General features: G+C 63.4%; 16 protein-coding genes. 6 read left to right on the top strand and 10 right to left on the bottom strand.

Translation table 11 applies throughout. The features are described 5' to 3' along the window. The first annotated feature begins 251 nt into the window (after window positions 1-251). Window positions 252-458 carry a hypothetical protein gene (locus AC6I6U_RS25280; RefSeq protein ID WP_497878731.1) on the top strand — a complete coding sequence of 69 codons (207 nt, stop codon included), beginning with the start codon at window positions 252-254 and terminating at the stop codon, window positions 456-458. Here AC6I6U_RS25280 and AC6I6U_RS25275 read toward each other — a convergent pair whose 3' ends face one another. The 10 genes from AC6I6U_RS25275 to AC6I6U_RS25230 all read right to left on the bottom strand — a co-directional run bounded on the left by AC6I6U_RS25275 (window position 459) and on the right by AC6I6U_RS25230 (window position 13,605). Continuing rightward, window positions 459-1,091 carry a glutathione S-transferase gene (locus AC6I6U_RS25275; RefSeq protein WP_497878730.1) on the bottom strand — a complete coding sequence of 211 codons (633 nt, stop codon included), beginning with the start codon at window positions 1,089-1,091 and terminating at the stop codon, window positions 459-461. Then, a complete protein-coding gene (locus tag AC6I6U_RS25270) occupies window positions 1,088-4,729 on the bottom strand; it encodes an AAA family ATPase (RefSeq protein WP_497878729.1) in 3,642 nt (1,213 codons plus the stop codon). Before AC6I6U_RS25270 ends, AC6I6U_RS25275 begins: the two co-directional genes overlap by 4 nt. Further along, on the bottom strand, window positions 4,726-5,967 hold the full coding sequence (locus AC6I6U_RS25265; RefSeq protein ID WP_497878728.1) for an exonuclease SbcCD subunit D C-terminal domain-containing protein: 1,242 nt from the start codon (window positions 5,965-5,967) through the stop codon (window positions 4,726-4,728). The genes AC6I6U_RS25270 and AC6I6U_RS25265 overlap by 4 nt, the downstream gene beginning before the upstream one ends. Window positions 5,968-6,193: 226 nt before the next feature. Beyond that, window positions 6,194-7,843 carry a BatD family protein gene (locus AC6I6U_RS25260; protein ID WP_497878727.1) on the bottom strand — a complete coding sequence of 550 codons (1,650 nt, stop codon included), beginning with the start codon at window positions 7,841-7,843 and terminating at the stop codon, window positions 6,194-6,196. Beyond that, a complete protein-coding gene (locus AC6I6U_RS25255; protein WP_497878726.1) occupies window positions 7,840-9,603 on the bottom strand; it encodes a vWA domain-containing protein in 1,764 nt (587 codons plus the stop codon). Before AC6I6U_RS25255 ends, AC6I6U_RS25260 begins: the two co-directional genes overlap by 4 nt. Further along, window positions 9,600-10,676 carry a vWA domain-containing protein gene (locus tag AC6I6U_RS25250; RefSeq protein ID WP_497878725.1) on the bottom strand — a complete coding sequence of 359 codons (1,077 nt, stop codon included), beginning with the start codon at window positions 10,674-10,676 and terminating at the stop codon, window positions 9,600-9,602. Before AC6I6U_RS25250 ends, AC6I6U_RS25255 begins: the two co-directional genes overlap by 4 nt. Further along, a complete protein-coding gene (locus AC6I6U_RS25245; protein WP_497878724.1) occupies window positions 10,669-11,163 on the bottom strand; it encodes a DUF4381 domain-containing protein in 495 nt (164 codons plus the stop codon). The genes AC6I6U_RS25250 and AC6I6U_RS25245 overlap by 8 nt, the downstream gene beginning before the upstream one ends. Then, complete coding sequence (locus tag AC6I6U_RS25240) at window positions 11,160-12,104, bottom strand: DUF58 domain-containing protein (RefSeq protein ID WP_497878723.1); 945 nt, start codon at window positions 12,102-12,104, stop codon at window positions 11,160-11,162. Before AC6I6U_RS25240 ends, AC6I6U_RS25245 begins: the two co-directional genes overlap by 4 nt. 8 nt (window positions 12,105-12,112) lie before the next feature. Beyond that, window positions 12,113-13,072 carry an AAA family ATPase gene (locus AC6I6U_RS25235; RefSeq protein ID WP_497878722.1) on the bottom strand — a complete coding sequence of 320 codons (960 nt, stop codon included), beginning with the start codon at window positions 13,070-13,072 and terminating at the stop codon, window positions 12,113-12,115. Between the two features lie 176 nt (window positions 13,073-13,248). Beyond that, window positions 13,249-13,605, bottom strand: a complete 357-nt coding sequence (locus AC6I6U_RS25230) for a hypothetical protein (RefSeq protein ID WP_497878721.1) — start codon at window positions 13,603-13,605, stop codon at window positions 13,249-13,251. Between the two features lie 309 nt (window positions 13,606-13,914). On the opposite strand from AC6I6U_RS25230, the gene AC6I6U_RS25225 reads away from it, so the two are divergent. The 5 genes from AC6I6U_RS25225 to AC6I6U_RS25205 all read left to right on the top strand — a co-directional run bounded on the left by AC6I6U_RS25225 (window position 13,915) and on the right by AC6I6U_RS25205 (window position 25,983). Beyond that, the gene (locus tag AC6I6U_RS25225) at window positions 13,915-14,835 is read left to right on the top strand and encodes a glycosyltransferase family 2 protein (protein WP_497878720.1); all 921 of its coding nucleotides are present in this window, start codon (window positions 13,915-13,917) and stop codon (window positions 14,833-14,835) included. Between the two features lie 156 nt (window positions 14,836-14,991). Further along, window positions 14,992-15,741, top strand: coding sequence for an ABC transporter permease (locus tag AC6I6U_RS25220; RefSeq protein WP_497878719.1), 750 nt, complete (start codon window positions 14,992-14,994; stop codon window positions 15,739-15,741). Then, window positions 15,731-17,092: an ABC transporter ATP-binding protein gene (locus AC6I6U_RS25215; RefSeq protein WP_497878718.1), complete on the top strand. Its 1,362-nt coding sequence runs from the start codon at window positions 15,731-15,733 to the stop codon at window positions 17,090-17,092. Before AC6I6U_RS25220 ends, AC6I6U_RS25215 begins: the two co-directional genes overlap by 11 nt. A 15-nt stretch (window positions 17,093-17,107) precedes the next feature. Next, window positions 17,108-20,818 (top strand): rhamnan synthesis F family protein, encoded by a 3,711-nt coding sequence (locus AC6I6U_RS25210; protein ID WP_497878717.1) that lies wholly within the window; start codon window positions 17,108-17,110, stop codon window positions 20,816-20,818. 305 nt (window positions 20,819-21,123) lie between these two features. Next, the gene (locus AC6I6U_RS25205; RefSeq protein WP_497878716.1) at window positions 21,124-25,983 is read left to right on the top strand and encodes an NAD-glutamate dehydrogenase; all 4,860 of its coding nucleotides are present in this window, start codon (window positions 21,124-21,126) and stop codon (window positions 25,981-25,983) included. Window positions 25,984-26,037 lie beyond the last annotated feature (54 nt).

Below are 26,037 nucleotides of genomic sequence, written 5' to 3'. Positions count from 1 at the left end.
AATGCACTCATTCGGCAGCAGGCCCACCAGCCGACTGCCATGAGAGTGAATTCGCCCCGGCGTTGTCATTTCTGCAGTGTTGTTTAAACAGACAATAAGATTCATATAAGTCGCTGTTAAAATTGACGCTGACTTATTGACTCTTCTAAGATTAATATTACTGATGGCGACTATTTAAATAGTTGCCTACTTGATTAAGCGGTTATGATGGATCCTATAGGCATGACATTCGCCTGTGGAGAAAAAACACCATGGCCAGCAACCTTCTGACTTCTGCCCGACACGGCGCCTACCTGGCTATCGGCCTGTATGTGGTGCTGGTGCTTGTCGTCAGTCTGTCGACCCTGCTGCACGGCTCGGACGACGCGGCTATCCAGTTGGCGACGCCGACCATCCCGCTCGAACACAAGACCCAGTCCGCCGGTGTGCTCGTGCACAACGCCGATACCGGGGCCTGATCAGCCGCCATCGATAGCGGCCCAGGCCGGCTTGCTCATCACTGCGCTGAACAGTTCTGAAGCCAGGAATCGTTCCAGCCACTCTTGCAGGCGCCGATAGGGCGTTTGCGCGAACCAGTCCCGGTCGACATGGGCGAGCTGCCGAATGAACGGCGCCAGGGCCATGTCGGCCAGGCTGCGATGCTCGGCCAGCAACCAGTCGCGTTGTTGCAGCAAGCCTTCCAGTTTCTGCAGGAATGGCTCGGCCTCGGCCCGGTAATGCTCCATGGAAAACTCCGGATAGCGCACCGCGTACTTGTAGCGGTCGAGCCGCAACTTGAAATCGCCGTCGTTCTCCTCGATCAGCGCGGCGGCGGCCTGGGCGGCCAGCGGGTCGCCCTTGAGCAGCCAATCCTCGGGATCATGCCGGGCCAGGGCCCAGTGCATGATCTCCAGGCTCTGCTCGATCACCTGCCCATCGCCACAGGCAAGTACCGGCACCGTGCCCTTGCTCGACAGCGCGAGCATCGCCGCCGGCTTGGCCTTGAGGCTGACCTCCTCGATATGCACCGCCACGCCCGAGTAACGCAGGGCCAGGCGCGCACGCATGGCGTAGGGGCAGCGGCGGAAGGAGTAGAGCAGCGCCGCGGTCATTTCACCTCCAGGGTGCTCAGGCCGTTGCCCTGGCGCTGTACCTGGATCTGCACCGGGATGCGCTCGTGCATTTCCTGCACGTGGGAAATCACCGCGACCTTGCGCCCCTGGGCCTGCAGACCGTCGAGGGCGTCCATCGCCAGTTGCAGGGATTGCGGGTCGAGACTGCCGAAACCTTCGTCGATGAACAGCGACTCGATCTTCAATGTACTTGAGGCCATCGAGGCCAGCCCGAGGGCCAGGGCCAGCGAGACGAGGAAGGTCTCGCCGCCGGACAGCGAATGCACCGAGCGCAGTTCATCGCCCATCTCGATGTCCATCACCAACAGGCCGAGCATGCTGCCGCCACGCTTGAGGCGATAGCGCCGTACCAGTTGCCGCAGCTGGGCGTTGGCGTGATGCACCAGCAGGTCGAGGTTGTAGGCCTGGGCCAGCTTGCGGAAGCGATCGCCGGTGGCCGAGCCGATCAGCGCATCCAGGCGGGCCCAGCGCTGGTACTCGGCATAGGCTTCGGCAATTCGCTGGGCCAGTGCCTGGTTGGCGTTTTGCCGGCGCTGGTCGTCGGCCTGCTCGGCCCGCAGTTCGGCGCATTGCTGTTCGCTGGCAGTGAATTGCTGCTGGAGTTCGGCCAACGCACTGGCCAACTGCTCGGCGTCGAGGTTGCCGTTGTGCTGGGCCTGGTGCGCCTGCAGGCGCTGTTCGCGCTCCTGCAGCAGAACCTGGGCCTGCTCAATGGCCTTTTCATTTTGTTGCAGGCGTTGGCGCAGCTCGCCGACCTGCTGCTCGTCCAGTTCGAGCAAGGCTTGCAGGCCGCTGTCGTCCAGTTCCGGATGGCTGGCGCGCCACTCGGCGATCTTGCCGGCCAGTGCGCTGGCTTCCTGTTCCAGGGACTGCTGGCGTTCCTGCTGGGCCTTGAGTTCGGTGGCAACCTGTACCTGTTGCGTGCGGGTTTCCTGCAACGCCTGGACTGTGCCGCTTTCGGCCAGGCGCGCCTGTTCCACGGCCTGTTCGAGTTGCTGTTGCCAGTGTTCGGCGCTGTCGTGCGCACCGAGCAGCTGGCCCAGTTGCTGTTGGCTGGCCTGTTGCTGCCCGGACAGTGTCTCGAACTGTTGCTGGGCAGCTTGCAATTGCTGTTCGCGGCCTTGCTGGCGTTCCAGCTCCCTCTCCAGGGATTGCTGGCGTTGTTGCTGTTCGGCGAGTTCATCACGCTGCTGTTCGAGCTGCTCTAGGCGCTCGGCGATCTGCCGGTCCAGTTGCAGGAATGTCGCCGCCGGTTCCTGGCGCAGGGCTTCCAGGGTCGGCGCCGGCAGCAGCGTGGCGAAGGCAGCCAGTTCGTCGTCCAGGCGCTGGCGATCACTGGTCAGTTCGCGCTGCTGGTGATCCAGCTGTTGGGCGGCCTGTTGATGCGCGGTTTCGGCCTGGCGCAGTTGCTGGGTGAGGCGCGCAGCATCCTGTTGCAGGGTGAGCAGGGCACCCTGGCGCTGCTCGTCGCGCGTCAGGTTCTGGCTCAACTGGCTGGTTTGCCGCTCCAGCCAGGCGTCGCGTTGTCCAGCGTCCTGATCCAGCAACTGGGTGGCCAGCGGATGGGCTTCCAGGCTTGGTGTCAAGGTCTGTTGCTGGATCGCCAGTTGTTCCTGCTGCGTCAACAGCTCTTTCTGCTGGGCGATCACTCCACCGACTTCGGTGCGCAGCTCGGTGAGCCTTTCCTTCAGCCGATCGACTGCTGCCTGGGCATTGGTCTGCTCGCTTTCATCGTGGCGGCCGAGACTCTGCAGCAGCGCCTCGGGCTGGTGATAGGGATGTTCGTGGCTGCCGCAGACAGGGCAGGGCTGGTCGTCCTGCAACTGTGCGCGCAGTTCCTCGACGCTGGCACTGCGGGCCAGGCGCTGGCGCTCGAGCAGTTCGCGGGTGACGTTGAAGGTTTGCTCGGCGACCGCCAGTTCGGCCTTGGCCTTGACCCCGTCCTGGGTCAGGCGCTCGCGCTCCTGCTGGGCGCTGGCCAGGCGTTGCTGCAGGTCGGCGGCGCGTTTGTCCAGGTCCTTCTGGCTGGACCAGAGTCGGGTCAGGTCCTCGACGGATCGCAGTTGCTTGCGGTTGTCCTGCAGCAGGCTGCCGAGGATGCCGATCTGCTCGGCCACCGCGTCCGGTTCGGCGGCGGCCTCCTGATAGAGCATTTCCAGTTGCTGCTTCTGCTCGGCCAGGGTTTGCGCGGTGTCACTGGCCGTGCGCTCGAGGCCGGCCAGTTCGGCCTGGCCCTGGTTGAGCCGGTTGCCGATCAGCATCAGTTGCTGCAGGCGGTCGCGGTAGGCATTCCAGGCGTCGCTCAGGGACGTGAGGTCGGTGCTCTGTTGCAGTTGCGTGGCGATCTTTTGCAGGCGCTCGGCGACCTGTTGTTGCCGCTCCTGTAGTGTCTGGATCGTGTGCAGGCCCTGGTCGCGGGCCTGCTGCGCGCTCTCTTGCGCCTGGGCAGCCTGTGCGGCGTCCTTGGCCAGGCGGGCGAGGCCGCTTTGCTCTTCGAAGGCCTGGCGCAGCAGCGGCGCACCGCTGGCCTGCTGTTGCTGGGCGACGTTCAGCGCTGTCTGGGCGTCGCCCAGGCCCTTTTCCAGTTGTGCCAGGCGTTCGCTCAACTCGTCGTGTTGCTGGCGCTGGCGGCCGATCTGCTCGGCCAGGGGCGCCAGTTGTCCGTCGACATCAAGCTTGCGGGCGAATTGATGCCGTTGCGGGGCCAACTGTTCCAGCCGGATGAGCTTCAGGCGCTCTTCGGCCATTGCCTGCCCTTGCTGCTGGACGCTCTCCAGTTGTTCGGCACCGGCCTGGCGGGCGTCCTGCAACTGCTGCAACTCCTTGAGCCAGCTGTGCTGCTGTTCGAGCTGACGCAGTTGGGCCTTGTGCAGTTCGAGCTGTTGCTGCGCGCTGCTGAAGCGCTCGTCGAGTTCGGCTCGGGCCTCAGGGCTCATCGGGGTGACGCCGACCGCCTGGTCCTGCAGCAGCTTGTGGGCTTCGCGGGCTTCCTTGGCCTTGTCGAAGGCACGGCGGCCGAGGCGGGTGTACAGCGCGGTATCGGTGAGCTTTTCCAGCAGTTCGCTGCGCTCGTTGTCGTCGGCCTTGAGGAACGCGCTGAACTCACTCTGGGCCAGCAACACGGCGCGGGTGAACTGCTCGAAGTTCAGCCCCAGGCAGGCTTCCAGCTGGGTCTTGTACTCGCCTTTCTGGCTGGCCAGCAACTGGTCGCTGTCGAGGTCGCGCAGGCTCTGGCGGCTGGCCTGCAGCTTGCCGTTGGCCTTGTCCCGGGCGCGGTTGGCTTCCCAGCGGGCGCGGTAGCGCCGGCCGTTGATACCGACGAAGTCGACTTCGGCGAAGCCGGCGCCGGTGCCGCGCCGGAGCAGGGTACGCGGGTCGCCGGTGCCGATTTCACCATCGGCATCCGGCACCTTGGCGTCGCGCGCGGCGTTGTTCAGTCGTGGCACGGCGCCGAACAGCGCCAGGCAGAGGGCGTCGAGCAGGGTGCTCTTGCCGGCGCCGGTCGGCCCGGTGATGGCGAACAGGCCGGTGCTGGCCAGTGGCTCGGCGGTGAAATCCAGTTCGAACGGTCCGGCCAGGGAGGCGAGGTTCTTCAGGCGAATGGCAAGGATCTTCATGGCTGCTCATCCTCCAGTTGGACTTCCTGCAACAGCAGGGCGAAGTCGGCGAGGGTCTGAGAGTCCACTTCGTTGCCGTAGTTGTCCTGCCAGGCACGGCTGAACAGGTCCTGGGGACTGAGCTGGTCAAGGTCGACCAGGCGTGCGCCATCCTCTTCATCTTGTGAGCCACTGCCGGCGTATTCGGCGGCAATGCGCACCAGGCGCACGGCCTTGCCTTGCAGGGCCGTCTCCACCTGCTGGCGCAGGTCCGGCTGCGGTTCGTCGAGGCGCACCCGGACTTCCAGCCAGGGCTGGCGTTGCAGGTCGGCGAGCAGGTCGACATCGGGCAGCTCGGCGAGCTTTTCCAGAATGTCGTCAAAAGGTAGCGGACCCAGGCGTTGCAGATCGACGGCACGCGGGATCAGGCGCGGTTCGACGCTGACCAGGGTTTCGCCGTCGAGGACGATATCGAGGATCTGGTGCTTGTAGCCGATCTCCGAGAACGACAGCGGGATCGGCGAGCCGCTGTAGCGGATGCGCTCCTCGCCGTTGACCTTTTGCGGCTTGTGCAGGTGGCCGAGGGCGACATAGCTGACGCTGGCATCGAACAGGCTGGCGGGCAGGGCTTCGGCGCTGCCGATGATCAGGCTGCGCTCGGAGTCCTCCGACACCGAGCCGCCGGCCATGTGCGCATGGCTGATGGCGACCAGTGCCTGGCCGGGCTGGCGTTTGGCGTTGGCGGCCTCGATCAGCCAGCGGTGGACCTGGCCGATACCGCGCAGGTAGTCGTCGCCCAGCAGCGTGCCGGTGACTTCGGCCGGGCGCAGGAACGGCAGGGCCAGGCACCAGCCGGCGATTTCGCCGGTGGCATCGGGCAGCGGGATCAGCAGGCGATCGCTGTCGAGCTGGCCGTCATCGAGCCAGAGTACCCGGCCCAGGGCGTGGGTACGCAGGCGGCGCATCAGCGGTGCCGGCAGCTCGATTCGCGAACCGGAGTCATGGTTGCCGGCGATCATCACGATGGTCAGTTGCGGCCGCTGTTCGTGGGCGCTGACGATGAAGTCGTAGAGACGCTCCTGGGCTTTGACCGGCGGATTGACGGTATCGAAGATATCGCCGGCGATCAGCAGCACATCCGGTTGCTGGCTGGCCAGTTGGGCCAGCAGCCAGGTCAGGAAGCAGGCGTGTTCGAAATCCCGCTCCTGGCCATGAAGATTCTGGCCCAGGTGCCAGTCGGAGGTATGAAACAGGCGCAAGACAAACTCCGCGAAGACGGTGGCGACCGCTCAAGACAAGATGGCGGTGCGAAAGACCGACAAGTCTACTGGTAAATCCGCGGGGAGTGGCGATTGACTCCGCCGCCTGTAGGAGCCGGGCTTGCCCGCGAAGGGGTCCTCAAGACCGCCAAAAGCTTCGCGGGCAAGCCCGGCTCCTACAGGGGGCGGTGTTGGGGCGGAAGGAGGGGAATGCCCAGGCCGAGGGTTACTTGGGATAGAGCGGCGGCAGCCCGCTGTCGCCCACCGGGTCCTGCACGCGCTCGGCGGTCGGGATGGCACGGACTACCCGCCACAGTTCCTCGCCTTGCCAGTATTGGCCGCTCTCGCTGTAGAGGGCGCCGTTCAGGCCGTCGAGGGCATCGGACAGCGGCACGAAACGCGCGGCCATCTCCGCCAGGGTTTCCGGCTGCTGGCGGGCCCAGGCGTCGAGGGCCTGGCGCGTGGCCTGGGGGTCGTTGGCCAGGCAGGTGCGCTTGAGGTCGTCGAGCAGCGTTCGCGGGCTTGGCCCGGTTTGCGCGGCGCGGTGCACCGCCGGTTGCGAGCGGGCGCGCCACCACAGGCCGAATCCGAGCAGGGTGGTGCAGGTCAGCAGCAGTGTGCTGAGTTTCCAGAGCCACAGGTTGGCCGCGTCGGCAGCGAGGTTCGCCGGCAGGCTGTTGACGGGCGTGTCTACCGCCAGGCTCGGGTTGTTCGCGACTTGCAGGCTGCGGGCCGGCAGGCTGCTGCGCTCGATATGTTCCTCATGGGTGTTCCACCAGACCACGGTGACCGCCGGCAGCTCGAAGTTGCCGCTGTGGGTCGGGACCAGCGCCTCGCGTTCTTCACGGCTGCCGATCAGGCCGCGCTCGCTGTTCTGGTTGCTCAGTTGTGGCTGGTCCGGGTAGCGGCGCAGGCCATTGACGCTGGTGGCCGGCAGAGGCGGCAATTGCGCGCTGGACAGCCCTTCGGCCTTGATGGTGAGGCTGCGGGTCAGCGAGTCGCCAACCTGGCTGTGATCCGGCTCCGGGCTCCAGCTTTCGCCCAGGCTAAGGCTGCGGGCCGGCAGCCAGGGTACATCGGCAGGCCAGGTGGCCGGTTGCGGCTTGACGTCGAGGGTCAGGGCTGCCGAGCTGACGTGAATCAGCTTGCCGGGCTTGGGAGCGGTGGGGGCCTGGCCCTGATTCTGGATTTTTCCGGCGTCCACCAGCGTGGCGCTGAACACCAGCGCCGGAATCGCCAGTTCGCCGCTGTGCTGCGGATAAATGGCATAGCGCAGCTCGATCACTCCATGGCGCACGCCGTTGATCAGCTTCTCGTAGGTGCGCGACTCCCCCAGTTGTTCGATGCGCGCATCGCCCAGTTGCAGTGGGCTGAGGCTGCTGTCGTCATACAGCGATACCGAATGATAGATGCGCAGGGTCAGTACGGCCTGTGCCTGGACGTAGACATTGTCCTGGTCGAGGCTGGTCTCGATGAAGACGGGCGCCATGCTGTCGATCGGTTCCTGCTCGTCGCTCTGCACCACTTGCAAGGTGATGGGTTGGCTCTGCAATTCGCCCAGTTGCAGCGCCGGAATCACTACGCTACCGGTATGCCGGGGCAGCAGGGTGATGATCCAGCGGGTGGTCGCCTGCTGGTCGCCGCCCAGGCTGGTCAACTGGTTGACCTGGCGCGTGCCGCGCACCTCGAAGGCGCTGGCCAGCGGCTCCAGGTCCGGCTTGCCAAACTGGGTGACATCCCGCGACTCCAGGGTCAGTTCCACCGATTCACCGGAGTTCAGGCGCGTGCGGTCGACACTGGCGAGCAACCCGTCGGCGTGGGCCGGCAGGCTCCAGCAGAGCAGCCACAGCAGGAAAACGGGAAAGCGGTTGATCATCGGGTCTTGTCCTGATGGAGCTGTTGTTCGTACCAGAATTTGCGCCTGAGCAGTTCACCCGGATCATCGGGGATCTGTCGCAGCCACTGTTCAAGGGCCTGGCGCTGCTCGCCCTCGATGTTCTGTGCGGCGCTGCGCAGCGGTGGCCGGGTGGTCTGTTCGTCGTCCAGTTCGCTGCCCGGTACGTCATTATCGCCTGATGGCGTGGCCGGGCTATCGGTTGATCCGCTATTCGGTGGCTGTTCGTGTTCCTGCGGCTTGACGTCGGTTCCCTGGGGCTGGCCAGGGTTGGCGTTGCCGGCCGGAGCATCCTGCAGCGTCGCGGCAGGCTCGCCGGTGGCGCCGGTTTCGGCGGGCTTGTCCGGTTGGGCAGTGGGCTGGTTGCGTTGCTCTTCCAGGATCTGTTCCACCAGGGCCTTGTTTCGCAATGCCGGGCGCAGGTCCGGCTGGCGTTCGAGCGCCTGTTCGTAGGCGTCCAGCGCCGCTTCCAGCTCGCCGCCCTGGGCCAGGGCGTTGCCCCGGTTGTAATGGGCATTGGCGTCGTCACCCTCGGCGAACTTGCGCGCGGCGCCGAGGTAGTCACCCGCTTCATAGAGGGCCAGACCCTGCCATTGCGGGTCGTCGAAATGCCGGGCCGCTTCCAGCGGACGCTGTTGCTCCAGCAGCCGCATGCCCTGCTGGTCCGGGCGCAGCCACAGGTCGTTGAATTCGAAGGCCTGGCTCGGCTGGGGGAACAGCAGGAACAATGGCAGGCAGAACAGCCAGCCGCGCCGACCGGCACAGGCGGCCAGCAACAGCAGTGGCAGCAGCAGCCAGTAGCCCTGGTCTTCCCAGCTGTCGAGCTGTACCCGCTCACCGTCGTCACGTAGGTGGCGTGGGCCGTCGAGCAGGCCGAGGCCGCGCAGGTCGCTTTCGTCGACGCGGCCCTGGCGATAACGTCCGCCGACTTCCCCGGCGAAGGCCTTGAGGCTCGGGCTGTCCAGGCGCGGGACGCGGATCGCGCCCTGGGCGTCCTTGAGGAAACCGCCGTTCTCCTGGGCGACCGGTGCGCCGTCGCGGGTGCCGATGCCAAGGATCAGCAGGCTGTGGGGCTGCCGGTCGAGGGCCTGGCGGATACCTTCGCGTTCCTGTTCACTGAGGGACGAGCCAATCAGCAACAGCCGGCCCTGGCCCTGGGCGCCGCGTTCAAGCAGGGTCAGCGCCTTGGCCACCGCCAGGTCGGCGCGGTTTCCCGACTCGGGCATGATCGACGGCTTGAGTGCATCCAGCAGGTTGCGGCTGGTGCCCATGTCATCGGACAGCGGCACCAGCGTATGGGCGCTGCCGGCATAGACGATGATCGCCGTCTGCGCATCGCTGCGCGCGCGCATCAGGTCGAACAATTTGCGTCGGGCCTGTTCCAGGCGGTTGGGCGCGATATCGGTGGCGAGCATGTCGGGCGTCAGTTCCAGCAGCACCACCAGCGGGTCCTGGGGTTTCTGGGTGGATTGCTCGATCCGCTGCCAGCTCGGGCCGAGCAGGGCCAGCACCGCCAGGACCCAGCCCAGGCCGAGCACCACCCACGGCAGCCGGCTCTCGCGGCCGCTGCCGCCACCGAGCAGTACGCGGTGGAAGGCCGGCGGCAGGATCATCTGCCAGCGCCCGGCCCGTTTCTGTCGATGCCAGAGCTGCCACAGCAACCAGCCGAGCAGGGGCAGCAGCACCAGCCAGGCGGGGCGGAACCAGTGTGGCCACAGGGCTGGAAGGAATTCACCGCTCATCGACGCCTCCGCAAGCGCAGGCGCTTGAGGCGTTGACGCCATTCAGGATGCTGCGGCAGGAACTGGCGGCGCGCCAGCCAGCGCTGCAACAGGTTGTCCGGCCAGTGTTCACGGGCCACCAGCAGCAGGCTCAGGGCCAATGCCAGGGCCAGCGGCCAGTGATAGAGGGCGCGGGCCGGGCGGGCCTGGGTCGGTTGCTGGGCCACCGGCTCGAGTTTGTCCAGGGTACTGCGAATGCTCTGCAGTTCCTGGCCGTCACGGGCACGGAAATACTGGCCGCCAGTGACATGGGCGATCTCCTTGAGTGCCGGCTCGTCGAGGTCCATGCTCGGGTTCAGCCCAAGCATCGACAGGCTACCGCTCTGTTCCGGATCGGCGCCGATACCGATCGGGTAGATTTTCACATGTTCCTCGGCGGCCAGGCGGGCGGCGGTGATCGGGTCGATCTGGCCGCCGTTGTTGGCGCCGTCGGTCACCAGGATCAGCACCCGGCTCTGCGCCGGTCGCTGGCGCAGGCGTTTGAGGGCCAGGCCGATGGCATCGCCGATGGCGGTGTTCTTGCCGGCGATGCCGATCTTCGCTTCATCCAGCCAGATCCGCACGGTTCGCCGGTCGAAGGTCAGCGGCGCCTGGACGTAGGCCTTGCTGCCGAACAGGATCAGGCCGACGCGATCACCTTCGCGGCTTTCGAGGAAGTCGCCGAGCAGGTGCTGGACCAAACTCAGGCGGCTGACGTCCTCGCCTTGCCAGCGCATGTCGGGGTATTCCATGGAGCCGGAGACATCCACCGCCACCAGCAGGTCGCGGCCACTGGCGGCGATCGGCAACGGCTCGCCCAGCCATTGCGGGCGGGCGGCGGCGATCAACAGCAGCAGCCAGAGCAGCACGAAGCGCGCCTGCTGGCGCCAGCCCGGCAGGTTGAGCCGGGCACGGCGGCGCGCCAGGGTTTCGAGGTCGGCGAGAAAGCTGACCTTCAGCGCCGCCTCGCCGCTGTCGGCCACCGGCAGCACCAGTCGCAGCAGCCAGGGCAGGGGGAAGAAAGCGAAGATCCACGGCCAGGCGAACTCAAACATGCTTGCGGATCCAGGTGTCGACGGCCTGGTTCAGGCCGGCGATAGCCTTGTCGTCGAGCTTGCACTCAGGCTTGTAGACGCCTTCCACCAGCACCATCCAGCGCGTCAGCCCGGCCGCCGGGCAGCGGTTGTCGAGGAAGGCCAACCACTGGCGACCGTTGAGAGTATGGCTTTGGCTGTTGGGATAGTGGTTGCGGCACAGGCGCTTGAGCAGCCCGTTGAGTTGCTGCAGCCAGGCACCGGCGGGGGCGCCATCGTAGGGTTTGGGCAGGCGCGCCAGTTCGTCCAGCGCTGCCAGCCGCAGTGGGTCCAGCGGTTGTTCGGCACGGGGAATCGGACGTTTGCCGGGCAGCCAGCGGCGCAGGTACCAGAGGCCAAGTCCCAGCAACGGCATCAGCAACGCCAGCAGCCACCAGCCCGGCGCGGGTGGCCAGAAACCCTGTACCGGCGGGCTGATCAGCGGTTGCAACTGGTCCAGGCCGCTCATGACGGTTTGCCTGGCCGCTGGGGGTTGAGGTACTCGCGCAACTGCTCGACCATTTCGCCCTGGGTGCTCAGAGGCATCAGCAACACGCGCAGTTTCTGCGCCAGCAGTTCCCAACGGGCGGCCCGCGCATCGCCCTGGGCACGATAGGCCTGGCGCAGTTCCGGGTTCAGCGTGTCGAGTTCCAGCAGCGCGCCGCGATCGGCGAAGCGCAGCAGGCCGGCAGCGGGCAGGGCATGATCGAGTGGGTCGGAGATTGGCAGCAGCAACAGGTCGCAATGGCGCGACAACAGGCTCAGTTGGCGTTCGGCGGCATCGCTCAGCGCCCGCTCGTCGCAGATCACGATGACCAGGCTGCCGGGACGCAGTACCTCCCGCGCGCGGATCAAGGCCAGACCCAGGGTGTCCTGGCCGGTGGCGGTGTCGGTGTGCAGCGAATGGTTGACCCGTACCAGCCGGTTGAGCAACTGCAACAGGCTCTGCTTGCTGCGCCGCGGCTTGATTTCGTAGTGCTCGTTGTCGCCGTAGACCAGCCCGCCGACCCGGTCGTTATGGCCCAGCGCCGCCCAGCCGATCAGGCTGGCAGCCTGGGCGGCGAGTACCGACTTGAACATCTGCCCGGAGCCGAAGAACAACTGCCGGCTCTGCTCGACGAGAATGAAGATCGGCCGTTCGCGTTCTTCGTGGAACAGCTTGGTGTGTGGCTCCTGGGTCCGCGCCGTGACGCGCCAGTCGATGGTCCGCACGTCGTCGCCGGCCTGGTAGACCCGTACCTGGTCGAAGTCCACGCCACGGCCGCGCAGCTTCGAATGGTGCAGGCCGATCAGCGGGCTGCGCTGGCTCGGCGTCGAGAAAAGTCGCACTTCGCGCACGCGGTGACGCATCTCGATCAACTCGGCGAGAGTGGTGCGGATGCCGGGCTCGGCGGGTAGCGGGGTGATCATGGCCGGGGTCAGGCGACGGCGACGACGTCGAGAATCCGCTGGACGACCCGATCCTGGTCGATCCCCGCCGCCTCGGCTTCGAACGACAGGATGATGCGGTGACGCAGCACGTCGAACAGCACCGCCTGGATGTCTTCCGGGCTGACGAAGTCGCGACCGGCCAGCCAGGCGTGGGCGCGGGCGCAGCGGTCGAGGGCGATCGAGCCGCGCGGGCTGGCGCCGTAGGCGATCCACTCGGCCATCTCCGGATCGAACTTGGCCGGGTTGCGGGTCGCCATCACCAGTTGCACCAGGTATTCCTCCACGGCGTCGGCCATGTACAGGCCAAGGATTTCCTTGCGCGCGGCAAAGATCGCCTGTTGGCTGACCCGGCGCTCGGGCTTGGCTTCGCCGTTCAGCGCTTCGCCACGGGCCTGCTGCAGGATGCGCCGCTCCACGGCAGCGTCCGGGAAACCGATCTTGACGTGCATCAGGAAGCGGTCTAGCTGGGCTTCGGGCAGCGGGTAGGTGCCTTCCTGCTCGATCGGGTTCTGGGTCGCCATCACCAGGAACAGGGGGGACAGGTCGTAGGTGCTGCGTCCTACACTGACCTGGCGCTCGGCCATGGCTTCGAGCAGGGCTGACTGGACCTTGGCCGGGGCCCGGTTGATTTCGTCGGCCAGCACCAGGTTGTGGAAGATCGGACCTTGCTGGAACACGAAGCTGCCGGTTTCTGGCCGATAGATCTCGGTACCGGTGATGTCGGCGGGCAGCAGGTCGGGGGTGAACTGGATCCGATGGAACTGCGCTTCGATGCCTTCGGCCAACTCCTTGATGGCCTTGGTCTTGGCCAGGCCGGGGGCGCCTTCGACCAGCATGTGGCCGTCGGCCAGCAATGCGATCAACAGGCGCTCGATCAGCTTTTCCTGGCCGAGAATCTGCGCTGAGAGAAAGGTTCGCAGCGCCAGCAGCGCTTCACGATGTTCCATCGATGAGTGTTCCTGAGAGGGGGCGACGGCATGCGGACAAATGCCGTCGCCGGGGGCGTTACTTTAATCCATCGAGGGTCGTGGCGACTAACGTACAAAGGGTTTTTTGTGATTTTTCGGGAAAAATCCTGCGTTGTTGAGAGTTATTTCTCACAGATGTCACGCCCAAACGATTTTCAGCCCAGTTCGCTGACGTAAGTGCCGGTGCCCGCCAGGATATTCTTCAGCGTCTGTTCGACTTCGGCCAGCTCCGACGCGTCGGTGCCATGCAGGATTTCGAGGTGGTCCGCGCCGTTGAGCGCGTCGGCATCGCCCGGCGCCACTTCGATCAGCAGGCGGGTCGCGCTCAGTGTGACCTTGACCCCGTCCAGGGTCGAAGGCTCGCCGTCCAGGGTGATCTCCAGCTCATCCTCGTCCGGGTAGCGGGTCATCAGGAACATCTCGCCCTTGTCGCTGTGGCAGCAGAGCATGGCCATGTTGTCTTCTTCATCGTCGCAAGGGTTGGCGATGAGGTGGGCGGTGCTGAACGGCATGGCTGGGTGTCCTGTGGGGGCGGGTAGGGGCGATATCTTGCCTGTTTCGAGGATATTTTTCAGGATTGGATGGCGGCATGCGAACCATTCGTCTGCGGTGTCGCCTCGCAGGACACTCTTGGGTGATGTGTAGGAAGTATCTTGGCTTTAACTTCCATCATTCCATATTGCGTTCAGAGTTCTCGCATAGACCTGTCATTTCTGACAGTAGACGATGTACGTCGAAGTCTTGATAATCCTCGCCAAGCCGAGTTCCAGCGTTGTCCGGTTCAAGATTTTTCCGAAAATCTTCTACGGAGGAATAAGGTTTTGAAAGTTTCGATCCTGATGTGCACTTACAATGGCCAACGCTTCCTAGCCGAACAGATCAACTCCTTTGAACGCCAGAGTCATTGCAATTGGAGTCTGGCGGTATCCGACGATGGTTCCAGCGATGCCACCCTGGAAGTAATCGATCATTGTACGGTTGATTGGCCAGCAGAGCGCCTGAAGATGTTTTCCGGACCTCGCAAGGGATTTGTCGCCAACTTCCTGTCATTGACCTTCCGTCCCGAAGTGCAGGCGGACTTTTACGCCTGGTCGGACCAGGACGATATCTGGAACGAAGACAAGCTCGAAACCGCGCTGATGTGGTTGCAGAGCATTCCCGCGCATGTTCCGGCACTGTATTGCGGTCGCACTCGATTGATCACCGAGTTGGGGCTTGGCACCGGTCAGTCCCCGCGATTTTGCCAGCCGCCGAAGTTTTCCAATGCGCTGGTGCAGAGTATTGGCGGGGGCAACACCATGGTTTTCAATCATGCTGCTCGCGAGCTGCTGCGGGAGGCAGGCGCCGATGTCTGCATTCCCTCCCATGACTGGTGGGCTTATCAACTGGTGTCCGGGGCGCGGGACGGCGTGGTTTTCTACGACCCGCAGCCCAAGACGCTCTATCGCCAGCACAAGGCCAACCTGGTCGGCAGCAACGCCGGTTGGCTGGCGCGTCTGTATCGGATTCGCATGCTGGTCCATGGCCGTTTTCACGAATGGAACCGTCAGAACATCCGGGCCCTGGAGTTGATGAGCCACCGGTTGGACCAGCACAGCATCGAAGTTCTTTCGGCATTCAAGAATGCCCGCGACCTGCCACTTTGGCAGCGAGTCTCGGGTATCAGACGTTGTGGCGTCTATCGACAGACCCTCGGCGGCAACCTTGGGTTGTTGTTTGCCGCCTTGCTGCGAAAGATCTGACGGTCTGCAAGTTTCTCATTTCCTATTGGCTGTCTCGCGTACCGGTCGAAAGACGGCTGCATCATTTTATTCAGGGGTACTGATTGAATGCATGAACTCATCAACTCATCGAGTGATATGTCGAGGGGGATCTGGCGTCACCGAAGTCTTATCCTGATGTTGGCACGCCGCGATATTGTCGGGCGTTATCGTGGTTCAATGCTGGGAGTTGCCTGGTCGTTGCTCTATCCGCTGTTCATGTTGGCGATCTATTCCTTTGTCTTTGGTGGGATATTCAAGTCGCACTGGGGGGCGGGGGGAAGTTCACCGCTGGAGTTTTCCCTGGTCCTTTTTCTCGGGCTGATCGTTTTCAATATCTTTTCCGAGTCGGTCAGTCGTGCTCCCGGAATGATCGCGGCTCATGGCAGTTATGTGAAGAAAATCGTTTTTCCGCTGGAAATACTGCCGGTGGTGCTGTTGGCGGGAGCGATGTTTCAGTTCCTGGTCAACCTCGGCGTCTGGCTGGTGTTTTGTGCGCTGTGCTTTCAGGTCCCACCGCTGACCATCGTCCTGCTACCCGTGGCGATACTGCCGCTGCTGTTGTTCACCCTGGGCGCCTGCTGGGTGTTGGCGGCACTGGGGGCCTACCTGCGTGATATCGGTCATCTGGTCGGGATGCTGGTCACTGCGCTGCTGTTCCTCTCGCCGATCTTCTATCCCGTCACGGCGCTGCCCGAGCGCTTCCAGCATCTCATGTATCTCAATCCCCTGGCCCTGGTGATCGAGAATGCCCGGCTGGTCGCGTTCTGGAGCCGCTTGCCGGACTCCGGCGACTGGTGTCTGTCGTTGCTGGTCGGCGCACTGGCAGCGTGGCTTGGCCTGAAGTTCTTCCAGAGAACCCGAGGAGGGTTTGCCGATGTCCTCTGATATCGCCATCGCTGCCACGGGGCTGGGCAAGTGTTATCGGCTCTTCAACAAACCCAGCGACCGGTTGTTGCAGATGCTGTTCCAGGGGCACAAGTCCCATTGTCGAGAGTTCTGGGCGCTCAATGATGTGTCATTCGAAATGAAAAGGGGCGAGGCCATCGGCATCATTGGCCGCAATGGCTCCGGCAAGTCGACTCTCCTGCAATTGATCTGCGGGACCTTGCGCCCTACCGCGGGAACGCTTCGTGTCCAGGGGCGAATCGCTGCCCTGCTGGAACTGGGAGCCGGATTCAATCCCGAGTTTACGGGCCGCGAAAATGTCTACATGGCGGCCTCACTGTATGGGCTGAGTGGCGAAGAGATCGACTTGCGCTTTTCCGCCATCGCGGCCTTTGCCGATATCGGCGGTTTCATGGAACAGCCCGTCAAGACCTACTCCAGTGGCATGTATGTGCGACTGGCGTTTGCGGTCGTCGCTCATGTCGACGCCGATATCCTGGTCATTGACGAGGCGCTGTCGGTCGGTGATGCCTATTTCTCGCAGAAATGCATGCGGTTCATCCGCAAGTTCAAGGAAACGCATTCACTGATCTTTGTCAGTCACGACACGGCTTCGGTGATAAACCTCTGTGACCGGGTGCTTTGGTTGGACCAGGGGCAGCCAAGGGCACTGGGAGAAGCTCGGGGGGTGTGCGAGCGTTATCTGAACGATCTGTTTCATGCAACGAGTGGTGGACACCCTGCAAGTGTCGGCCAGCCTGCGACCCAGGTTGAAAACGCGATGAAGCGCAATGGGCCGGTTGCCCTGGAGTGGCGTGACCAGCGTGCCGACTACATCAATGCGAGCAACCTCAGGAACGATCTCGAGGTGTTTCGCTTCGACCCACAGGCCCCTGGAGCTTTCGGAGGGGAGGAGGCGCGGATCACCGAGGTCAGGTTGACCGACTCGTCCGGGACCGGACTGAGCTGGATCCTGGGTGGAGAGCGGGTCAGCCTCCGGGTCGAGGCGCAGACATCGGTTTTCCTCGATCGCCCGATCATCGGCTTCTTCGTCAAGGATCGATTGGGGCAGACTCTGTTTGGCGACAACACCTATATCAGTCAGTTGGGCAATGCCCGTGCGGCACAGGCTGGCTCGACACTCACCGCACAATTCGAGTTTTTCATGCCCTGGCTGGCCAAGGGGGACTATGTCATCCAGGTCGCCATTGCCAATGGCGAACAGCATGACCACAAGCAATTGCACTGGTGCCACGAGGGCCTGCTCATCAGGTCGCACCACGATCCGGTGTCGACCGGAATCATCGGCATTCCCTTTCTGAACATCAGTCTCAGCGTCGATCACTACTGAGTAGCAAGGAAACCTATGCATCCTTCGGCCATGCTTCACGGCAGGAATTTCATCGAGTCGCTGCAGTACCCGGACAGCCGGCAGGTCAAGATGGTTGAAGTGGGCTCCCAGGACGTCAATGGGTCGTTCAGGGCCTTCATTCCCGAGCGCTATCACTACATCGGCTGTGATTTTGTCAAAGGCAAAAATGTCGATCTGGTCCTGGATGATCCCTACTGCCTGCCCTTCGATGATGACTCCATTGACGTGGTGATTTGCAGTTCCTGTTTCGAACATTCCGACATGTTCTGGCTGGTGTTCCTGGAAGTGCTCCGGGTATTGAAGGCTGATGGACTGTTTTATCTGAACGTGCCGAGCAATGGTTATGTTCATCGCCACCCGGTGGATAGTTGGCGTTTTTACCCGGATTCGGGCCGGTCGTTGATTCAATGGGGCCGTAGAAATGGCTATGCACCGGTGTTGATCGAATCGTTTATCGGTGCTCAGTTGGGCGCGCGTCCGGAACAGCGGTGGAATGACTATGTGGGGGTGTTCGGCAAGACCGCGGCCAGCGTCTCGTACCTGCGTTTCCGCCTCTCGGACAAGGCGTCGTCGGTGAGGCACTTGCAGTGCCATGGGCTCGATACCCGGGAGGTCGAGCCCAGTGAGCCGGAGGATCTTCTGAGTATCCTCGAGCTGGAAGAGACCAATGTCGCCCTGGCGGCGCAGGTTGGCAGGTTGAAAGGCCAGATTGGCGGGTTGCAAGGGCAGTGCGCCGATCTGGATCAACGGATCGGCGGCCTGGAGCAGGTTAACGAAGTGCTGCGTGGTCGTGTTTCGCAATTGATCGAATTGAACAGCGCTTTATTGGCCTCCAGGTCCTGGCGCCTGACGGCTCCGTTGCGCTGGCTCAGGCGATGGCTGTCCGGGGGCGGTACCAGCGGTCGGAACACGCTCCGGGTGTTGCGGCCACTGGCGCGTGCGGTCTATCGCCGCCTACCTGGTCGTCTGCGGCCGTTTCTGCTCAGGGTCGCGTTCAGATTCTTTGGCGAGCGCCTGTTGTATTGGGGGGCGCCGCCGGGCACTGTCGTGGCAGATTCGCCCAGGTCGCCGGTATGCCGCCTGGACTATCAGGCGTTGTCAGCACGGGCGCGGGTCGCAACTGCGGCTGGGAGACAGAGCGTTGCGGTGGTCATTCATGTGTTCTACCTGGACGTTTTCCAGGAGATGGCCGCTTGTTTTCCTCACTTGGGTGATAATTGCCATTTCTACATTTCGGTATCGGATGAGGCGAGTCGTGCTGCTGTAACGCAGACACTGCAGCGCCAGGGCGTCGAGCGCTTCGAGGTGAGAGTCTGTCCCAACCGGGGACGCAATTTTGCCCCCTGGCTGGTGGAATACCGCGACCAGATCCTCGGTCACGACCTGATGTTGCATCTGCACACCAAGAAATCGTTACGAACCGGCGACGACCAGAAGGCCTGGCGGACCCATTTGTTCGATTGCCTGCTGGGTAGTCCGGCGACCGTTGGTTTGATTCGAGGGGTCTACCGGGATCGGCCGCAAGCTGGGGTCATTGCCCCCGAAACCTATGAGCAGGGGGCCAGCTACTGGTTTCATCACTGGTTGTCCGTAGGGCACTTGCTACCGGGCTTTTTCTCCAGGTTGGGTATCACCCGTTATCCGCGACGGGGCCTGATCGACTTTCCGGTAGGCGGGATGTTCTGGGCGCGGGTCGCCGCCCTGCGACCCTTGCTGGCGGTAGCGTGGCGGTATGAGGATTTCGAGGCCGAGCCGGCCGCGGACGACGGCACGCTGCCTCATCTGATCGAGCGCTCCATCGGGGTTGTCGCGGAGCATGCCGGGTATGTCTATGGCGAAATCAATCCGCAGGCCGAGCGCTTTCTGTGGGGCGGTGGCGGCAAGCTGTTGAGCCACTACCCGGTCACGAGCAGGCGGATCGGCGACGCCAGCGGATTCGCCGTGGTGTCTTTCGATTTCTTCGACACGCTGTTCTCCAGGGTTTCGGTGTCGCCCGAGGACGTCCAGCACTACATCGGTTTCGAGCTGGAGCAGCGCCTGGACCCGCTGGTCGCGCAGGGGTTTTATGCCGTGCGCAAGGCGGCCGAGTCGAGGGCTCGCGAGCTCTCGAAGACCGGCGAGGTCAGGCTCTCGGATATCTACGACTGTTTTTCCCTGTTCGGCTGGAATGCCGAGCGTTCCAGGGTGGCCATGGCCCTGGAACTGGAGATCGAGCAGCGCTGCCTGGTTCCGCGCCAGGCGGTACTGGATGTGCTGATCATGATGAAGCGTCAGGGCAAGCGGGTGATCATCGTCAGCGACAGCTATTTCGACCGTGGTTTTCTCATCGAGGTGCTGAGGCGTTTCGACGTGGCGGGCTGGGTCGACGAGGTGTATGTCTCCTGCGAGGTGGGACATCGCAAGGATCGTGGCGACATCTGGCCCTATCTGGTCGCTCTGGAGGGGGCGTCGATCCGGCATGTCGGTGATAACGAGCAGGCGGACATCCAGCAGGCCTTGCGCAATGGCCTGTCGCCAGTAGCCATCCTTAATCCGGCCGTGCTTGCCCAGGAGCGCGGGTTGAAGTTGCCGCCAGGCTGGCGCGAGGCTGAGAACGACTGGCGGGATGGCATCCTGCTGGGGTCGGCGGTCCAGGTTGTCGCCAATGACCCGCTGCTCGAACAGGGCTTGCGTCCCATTGTGCTGGACAGCCTGGTCGATGTCGGTTACCTGGTCTACGGGCCGCTGGTCATGAGCTTTCTGAATTGGCTGGATCAAAAGCTGGTCGCGGGGGGTTATGACCGCGTGCTGTTCCTGGCCAGGGATGGCTTCTACCTCAAGGAGGTTTTCAATCGGCATTACGCCAACGTGGACGGGGAAAGGACCGAATATTTTCTTTGCTCGCGCCAATCGTTACTGGCGGTGTTGTGGGGGCAGGGCATTGCGGTCGAGGACCTGTTCCGTGGCGGGCGCTTCAGCGGTACCGTGGGCGCCCTGCTCAAGGCCCGGCTGGGTTTCGAGACACGGGACGGCGACGAGTTCATTGTCCTGCCGGGCGATGAGGCTCGGGTCAGGCAGCATGTGCTGGCGCATCATGAGGCCATCGCCGACTACTGTGCCGGGCAGTTCCAGGCATTCACCGACTACGTGGATAGGCTTGGCATCCATTCGGGTGGGCGTTATGCGGTGATCGACCTCGGGTATGCCGGTACCATTCAGTATCGCCTGCAGCGGATTCTCCAGTGTCCGCTGGAGGGCTTCTACATGAGTACCAACCAGGCCGCGCAGCAGGTCGTCGACGAGGGCGGGCAGATCCATGGGTTTTTCAACGATGCCCTGCACCTGGGCAGGCCCCTGCAACCGGTCGAGGCCCACAGCCTGGCGCTGGAGGCGGTGTTTTCCGCGCCTCATGGCCAGGTGGTCGGCTATGCGTCGGACGGGACGGCTGTCTTCTCCGACAGGGACCAGCCCACGCAGATGCTTGCCCAGGCCGTGCAGGAGGGAGTCGACAAGTATTTTTCCACGCTGCTCGACGCCTACGGCACATCGCTGCTGAAAGTGGAGTTTTCCCCGTTGACGGCGCAGTACCCCTTCGAATTGATGATCACGGGTGGCCTTGTCCTGCCCGGGAATTTCTCCTGCCAATTCACGGTCGAGGACGAGTTTTGCGGCAATGGCGAGTTGAATGTCTCGCAACTCCTGGGTTTGCGTGTTTCGGTGCCCTGACGCTTCCACACGCTGGTATACCTAGCAATATCCGAATATGTCGCAGCATCGCAAGAACGCCTGGCGACCCTCTCGTTAAGCTTCGCAACGGATAGTTCTTTCCCGGCCCCGCCCTGTAAAACCGGCAGCGGCTGCGGAAACAGCTACTCTTCGAACGTGGATGTGACCCCTGGGTCGCGATCAGCTTCATCAACCTGTCACTGCGCACTGCCCAAGCTACATCTGCGCAGTGCCGAGGGTCCCCTTTCACGGGGAAAACGCGCGACGCTTCACTCTATATAACAAGCCCAAGCGGAGTACCACAGATGGCGTTCTTCACCGCAGCCAGCAAAGCCGACTTCCAGCATCAACTGCAAGCGGCACTGGCGCAGCACATCAGCGAGCAGGCACTGCCACAAGTGGCGCTGTTTGCTGAACAGTTCTTCGGCATCATTTCCCTGGATGAACTGACCCAGCGTCGACTCTCCGATCTCGCCGGCTGTACCTTGTCGGCCTGGCGCCTCCTGGAGCGCTTCGACCACGCCCAGCCACAAGTACGGGTGTACAACCCGGACTACGAACGCCATGGCTGGCAATCGACCCACACCGCCGTGGAAGTCCTGCACCACGACCTGCCGTTCCTGGTGGACTCGGTACGTACCGAACTCAACCGCCGCGGCTACAGCATCCACACCCTGCAGACCACCGTGCTCAGCGTGCGCCGTGGCGCCAAGGGCGAACTGCTGGAAATCCTGCCGAAGGGCACCCAGGGCGAGGATATTCTCAACGAATCGCTGATGTACCTGGAGATCGACCGCTGCGCCAACAGCGCTGAACTGAGCGTGCTGTCCAAGGAGTTGGAGCAGGTCCTGGCGGAAGTCCGCGTCGCGGTCACCGATTTCGAACCGATGAAGAACAAGGTTCGCGAGCTGATCGACAGCATCGACAACAGCCAGTTCGCCATCGCTGGAGACGAAAAAGCCGAGATCAAGAGCTTCCTCGAATGGCTGGTGAACAACCACTTCACCTTCCTCGGCTACGAAGAGTTCGTGGTCCATGGCGACCAGGACGGTGGCCACATCGAGTATGACCCGAACTCCTTCCTCGGCCTGACCAAGCTGCTGCGCGCCGGCCTCACCGCCGATGACCTGCGCATCGAGGACTATGCCGTCGCCTACCTGGCCGAGCCGACCCCGCTGTCGTTCGCCAAGGCCGCGCACCCGAGCCGAGTCCATCGTCCGGCCTACCCGGACTTCGTTTCCGTACGGGTGATCGACGCCGATGGCAAGGTGGTCAAGGAATGCCGCTTCCTCGGTCTCTACACCTCCTCGGTATACGGTGAGAGCGTGCGGGTGATCCCGTACATCCGCCGCAAGGTCGAGGAAATCGAGCGTCGCTCCGGCTTCCAGTCCAAGGCCCACCTGGGCAAGGAACTGGCCCAGGTGCTTGAAGTGCTGCCGCGCGACGACCTGTTCCAGACCCCGGTCGACGAGCTGTTCAGCACCGTGATGTCGATCGTGCAGATCCAGGAGCGCAACAAGATCCGCGTGTTCCTGCGCAAGGATCCATACGGCCGCTTCTGCTACTGCCTGGCCTATGTGCCGCGTGACATCTACTCCACCGAAGTGCGCCAGAAGATCCAGCAAGTGCTGATGGATCGCCTGAAGGCCAGCGACTGCGAGTTCTGGACCTTCTTCTCCGAATCCGTGCTGGCCCGTGTACAACTGATCCTGCGGGTCGATCCGAAGAACCGCCTGGACATCGACCCGCTGCTGCTGGAAAAGGAAGTGATCCAGGTCTGCCGCAGCTGGCAGGACGATTACTCCAGCCTGGTGGTCGAGAGCTTCGGCGAAGCCCACGGCACCAACGTGCTGTCGGATTTCCCGAAAGGTTTCCCGGCCGGTTACCGCGAGCGCTTCGCCGCGCACTCGGCGGTGGTCGACATGCAGCACCTGCTGAGTCTGACCGAAGCCAATCCGCTGGTCATGAGCTTCTACCAGCCGCTGGGCCAGGTTTCCGGCCAGCGCGAGCTGCATTGCAAGCTGTATCACGCCGATAACCCGCTGGCGCTGTCCGACGTGCTGCCGATCCTGGAAAACCTCGGCCTGCGGGTGCTGGGCGAATTCCCGTATCGCCTGCGCCACAGCAACGGCCGCGAGTTCTGGATCCATGACTTCGCCTTCACCGCTGCCGAAGGCCTGGACCTGGACATCCAGCAACTCAACGACACCCTACAGGACGCCTTCGTCCACATCGTCAGTGGCGATGCCGAGAACGACGCGTTCAACCGCCTGGTACTGACCGCCGGCCTGCCATGGCGTGACGTGGCGCTGCTGCGTGCCTACGCCCGTTACCTCAAGCAGATCCGCCTGGGCTTCGACCTCGGCTATATCGCCAGCACCCTGAACAACCACACCGATATCGCCCGCGAATTGACCCGGTTGTTCAAGACCCGTTTCTACCTGGCCCGCAAGCTCAGCACCGACGACCTCGATGACAAGCAGCAGCGCCTGGAACAAGCGATCCTGACCGCCCTGGACGACGTCCAGGTGCTGAACGAAGACCGGATCCTGCGTCGCTACCTCGACCTGATCAAGGCGACCCTGCGGACCAACTTCTACCAGACCGACGCCAACGGCCAGAACAAGTCGTATTTCAGCTTCAAGTTCAACCCGCACGCGATTCCCGAGCTGCCCAAGCCGGTGCCGAAGTTCGAGATCTTCGTCTACTCGCCACGGGTAGAAGGCGTGCACCTGCGCTTCGGCAATGTCGCCCGTGGCGGCCTGCGCTGGTCGGATCGCGAGGAAGACTTCCGTACCGAAGTCCTGGGCCTGGTAAAAGCCCAGCAGGTGAAGAACTCGGTGATCGTGCCGGTAGGCGCCAAGGGCGGCTTCCTACCGCGTCGCCTGCCGCTGGGCGGTAGCCGTGACGAGATTGCGGCCGAAGGTATCGCCTGCTACCGCATCTTCATCTCCGGCCTGCTGGACATCACCGACAACCTGAAGGATGGCGCCCTGGTGCCACCGGCCAACGTCGTCCGTCATGACGACGATGACCCTTACCTGGTGGTGGCTGCGGACAAGGGCACCGCGACCTTCTCCGACATCGCCAACGGCATTGCCATCGACTATGGCTTCTGGCTCGGCGACGCCTTCGCCTCCGGCGGCTCGGCCGGCTACGACCACAAGAAGATGGGCATCACCGCCAAGGGCGCGTGGGTTGGCGTGCAGCGCCACTTCCGCGAGCGTGGCATCAATGTCCAGGAAGACAGCGTGACCGTGGTCGGCGTCGGCGACATGGCTGGCGACGTGTTCGGCAACGGCCTGCTGATGTCCGACAAGCTCAAGCTGGTGGCGGCGTTCAACCACCTGCATATCTTCATCGACCCGAACCCGGAGCCGGCGACCAGCTTCGCCGAGCGCAAGCGCCTGTTCGACCTGCCGCGTTCGGCCTGGTCGGACTACGACACCAGCATCATGTCCGCGGGCGGCGGTATCTTCTCGCGTAGCGCGAAGAGCATCGCCATCTCGCCGCAGATGAAAGAACGCTTCGACATCAGGGCCGACAAGCTGACCCCGACCGAACTGCTCAACGCCTTGCTCAAGGCGCCGGTGGACCTGTTGTGGAACGGTGGTATCGGTACCTATGTCAAGGCCAGCACCGAAAGCCACGCCGATGTCGGCGACAAGGCCAACGACGCGCTACGGGTCAACGGCAACGAGCTGCGCTGCAAGGTGGTGGGCGAGGGCGGCAACCTGGGCATGACCCAGCTCGGTCGCGTCGAGTTCGGCCTCAATGGCGGCGGTTCCAACACCGACTTCATCGACAACGCCGGTGGCGTGGACTGCTCCGACCACGAGGTGAATATCAAGATCCTGCTCAACGAAGTGGTGCAGGCTGGCGATATGACCGACAAGCAGCGCAACCAACTGCTGGCCAGCATGACCGATGAGGTCGGCGGCCTGGTGCTGGGCAACAACTACAAGCAGACCCAGGCCCTGTCCCTGGCAGCCCGACGTGCCTACGACCGGATTGCCGAGTACAAGCGCCTGATGGGCGACCTGGAGGGCCGTGGCAAGCTGGATCGCGCCATCGAGTTCCTGCCGTCGGAAGAGCAGTTGGCCGAGCGTGCCGCCGCTGGCCAGGGCCTGACGCGCGCCGAGCTGTCGGTCCTGATCTCCTACAGCAAGATCGACCTCAAGGCCGCGCTGCTCGACTCCAAGGTGCCGGATGACGAGTACCTGACCCGTGACATGGAAACCGCCTTCCCGCCGACACTGGTGAGCAAGTTCGCCGAGGCCATGCGCCGTCACCGTCTCAAGCGTGAAATCGTCAGCACCCAGATCGCCAACGACCTGGTCAACCACATGGGCATCACCTTCGTGCAGCGCCTGAAGGAGTCCACCGGCATGAGCCCGGCGAACGTCGCCGGTGCCTACGTGATCGTGCGGGACATCTTCCACCTGCCGCACTGGTTCCGCCAGATCGAGGCCCTGGACTACAAGGTCGCGGCCGAGACCCAGCTGGAACTGATGGACGAACTGATGCGCCTGGGCCGTCGCGCCACGCGCTGGTTCCTGCGCAGCCGGCGCAACGAGCAGGATGCAGCCCGTGACGTCGCGCACTTCGGTCCGCACCTGGCGGCGTTGGGCCTCAAGCTCGACGAACTGCTGGAAGGCCCGACCCGCGAAGTCTGGCAGACCCGCTACCAGGCCTATGTCGAGGCCGGCGTACCGGAACTGCTGGCGCGGATGGTGGCTGGTACCACGCACCTGTACACCCTGTTGCCGATCATCGAGGCCGCGGACGTCACCGGTCACGACGCTGCCGAAGTGGCCAAGGCCTACTTCGCGGTGGGCAGTGCCCTCGACCTGACCTGGTACTCCCAGCAGATCAGCGACCTGCGCGTGGCCAACAACTGGCAGGCCCAGGCTCGCGAAGCGTTCCGCGACGATGTCGACTGGCAGCAGCGCGCGATCACCATCTCGGTGCTCAAGCTGGCCGATGCGCCGCAGGACATGGAGGCCCGCGTGGCGCTGTGGCTGGAGCAGAACGCGAGCATGGCCGATCGCTGGCGTGCAATGCTGGTGGAAATCCGTGCCGCCAGCGGCACCGACTACGCCATGTACGCGGTGGCCAACCGCGAGTTGATGGACCTGGCCCTGAGCGGCCAGTCAGGGCTGTGATAGCCTGAAATGAGCTGTAACTAAAAAGCCCCGGTTCGTGAGAGCCGGGGCTTT

The sequence above is a fragment of the Pseudomonas sp. UTLPPB19802 genome, assembly GCF_059730225.1.
The sequence above is the reverse complement of the archived record's forward strand: the minus strand, read 5'-3'. Positions and strand labels throughout refer to the sequence as shown.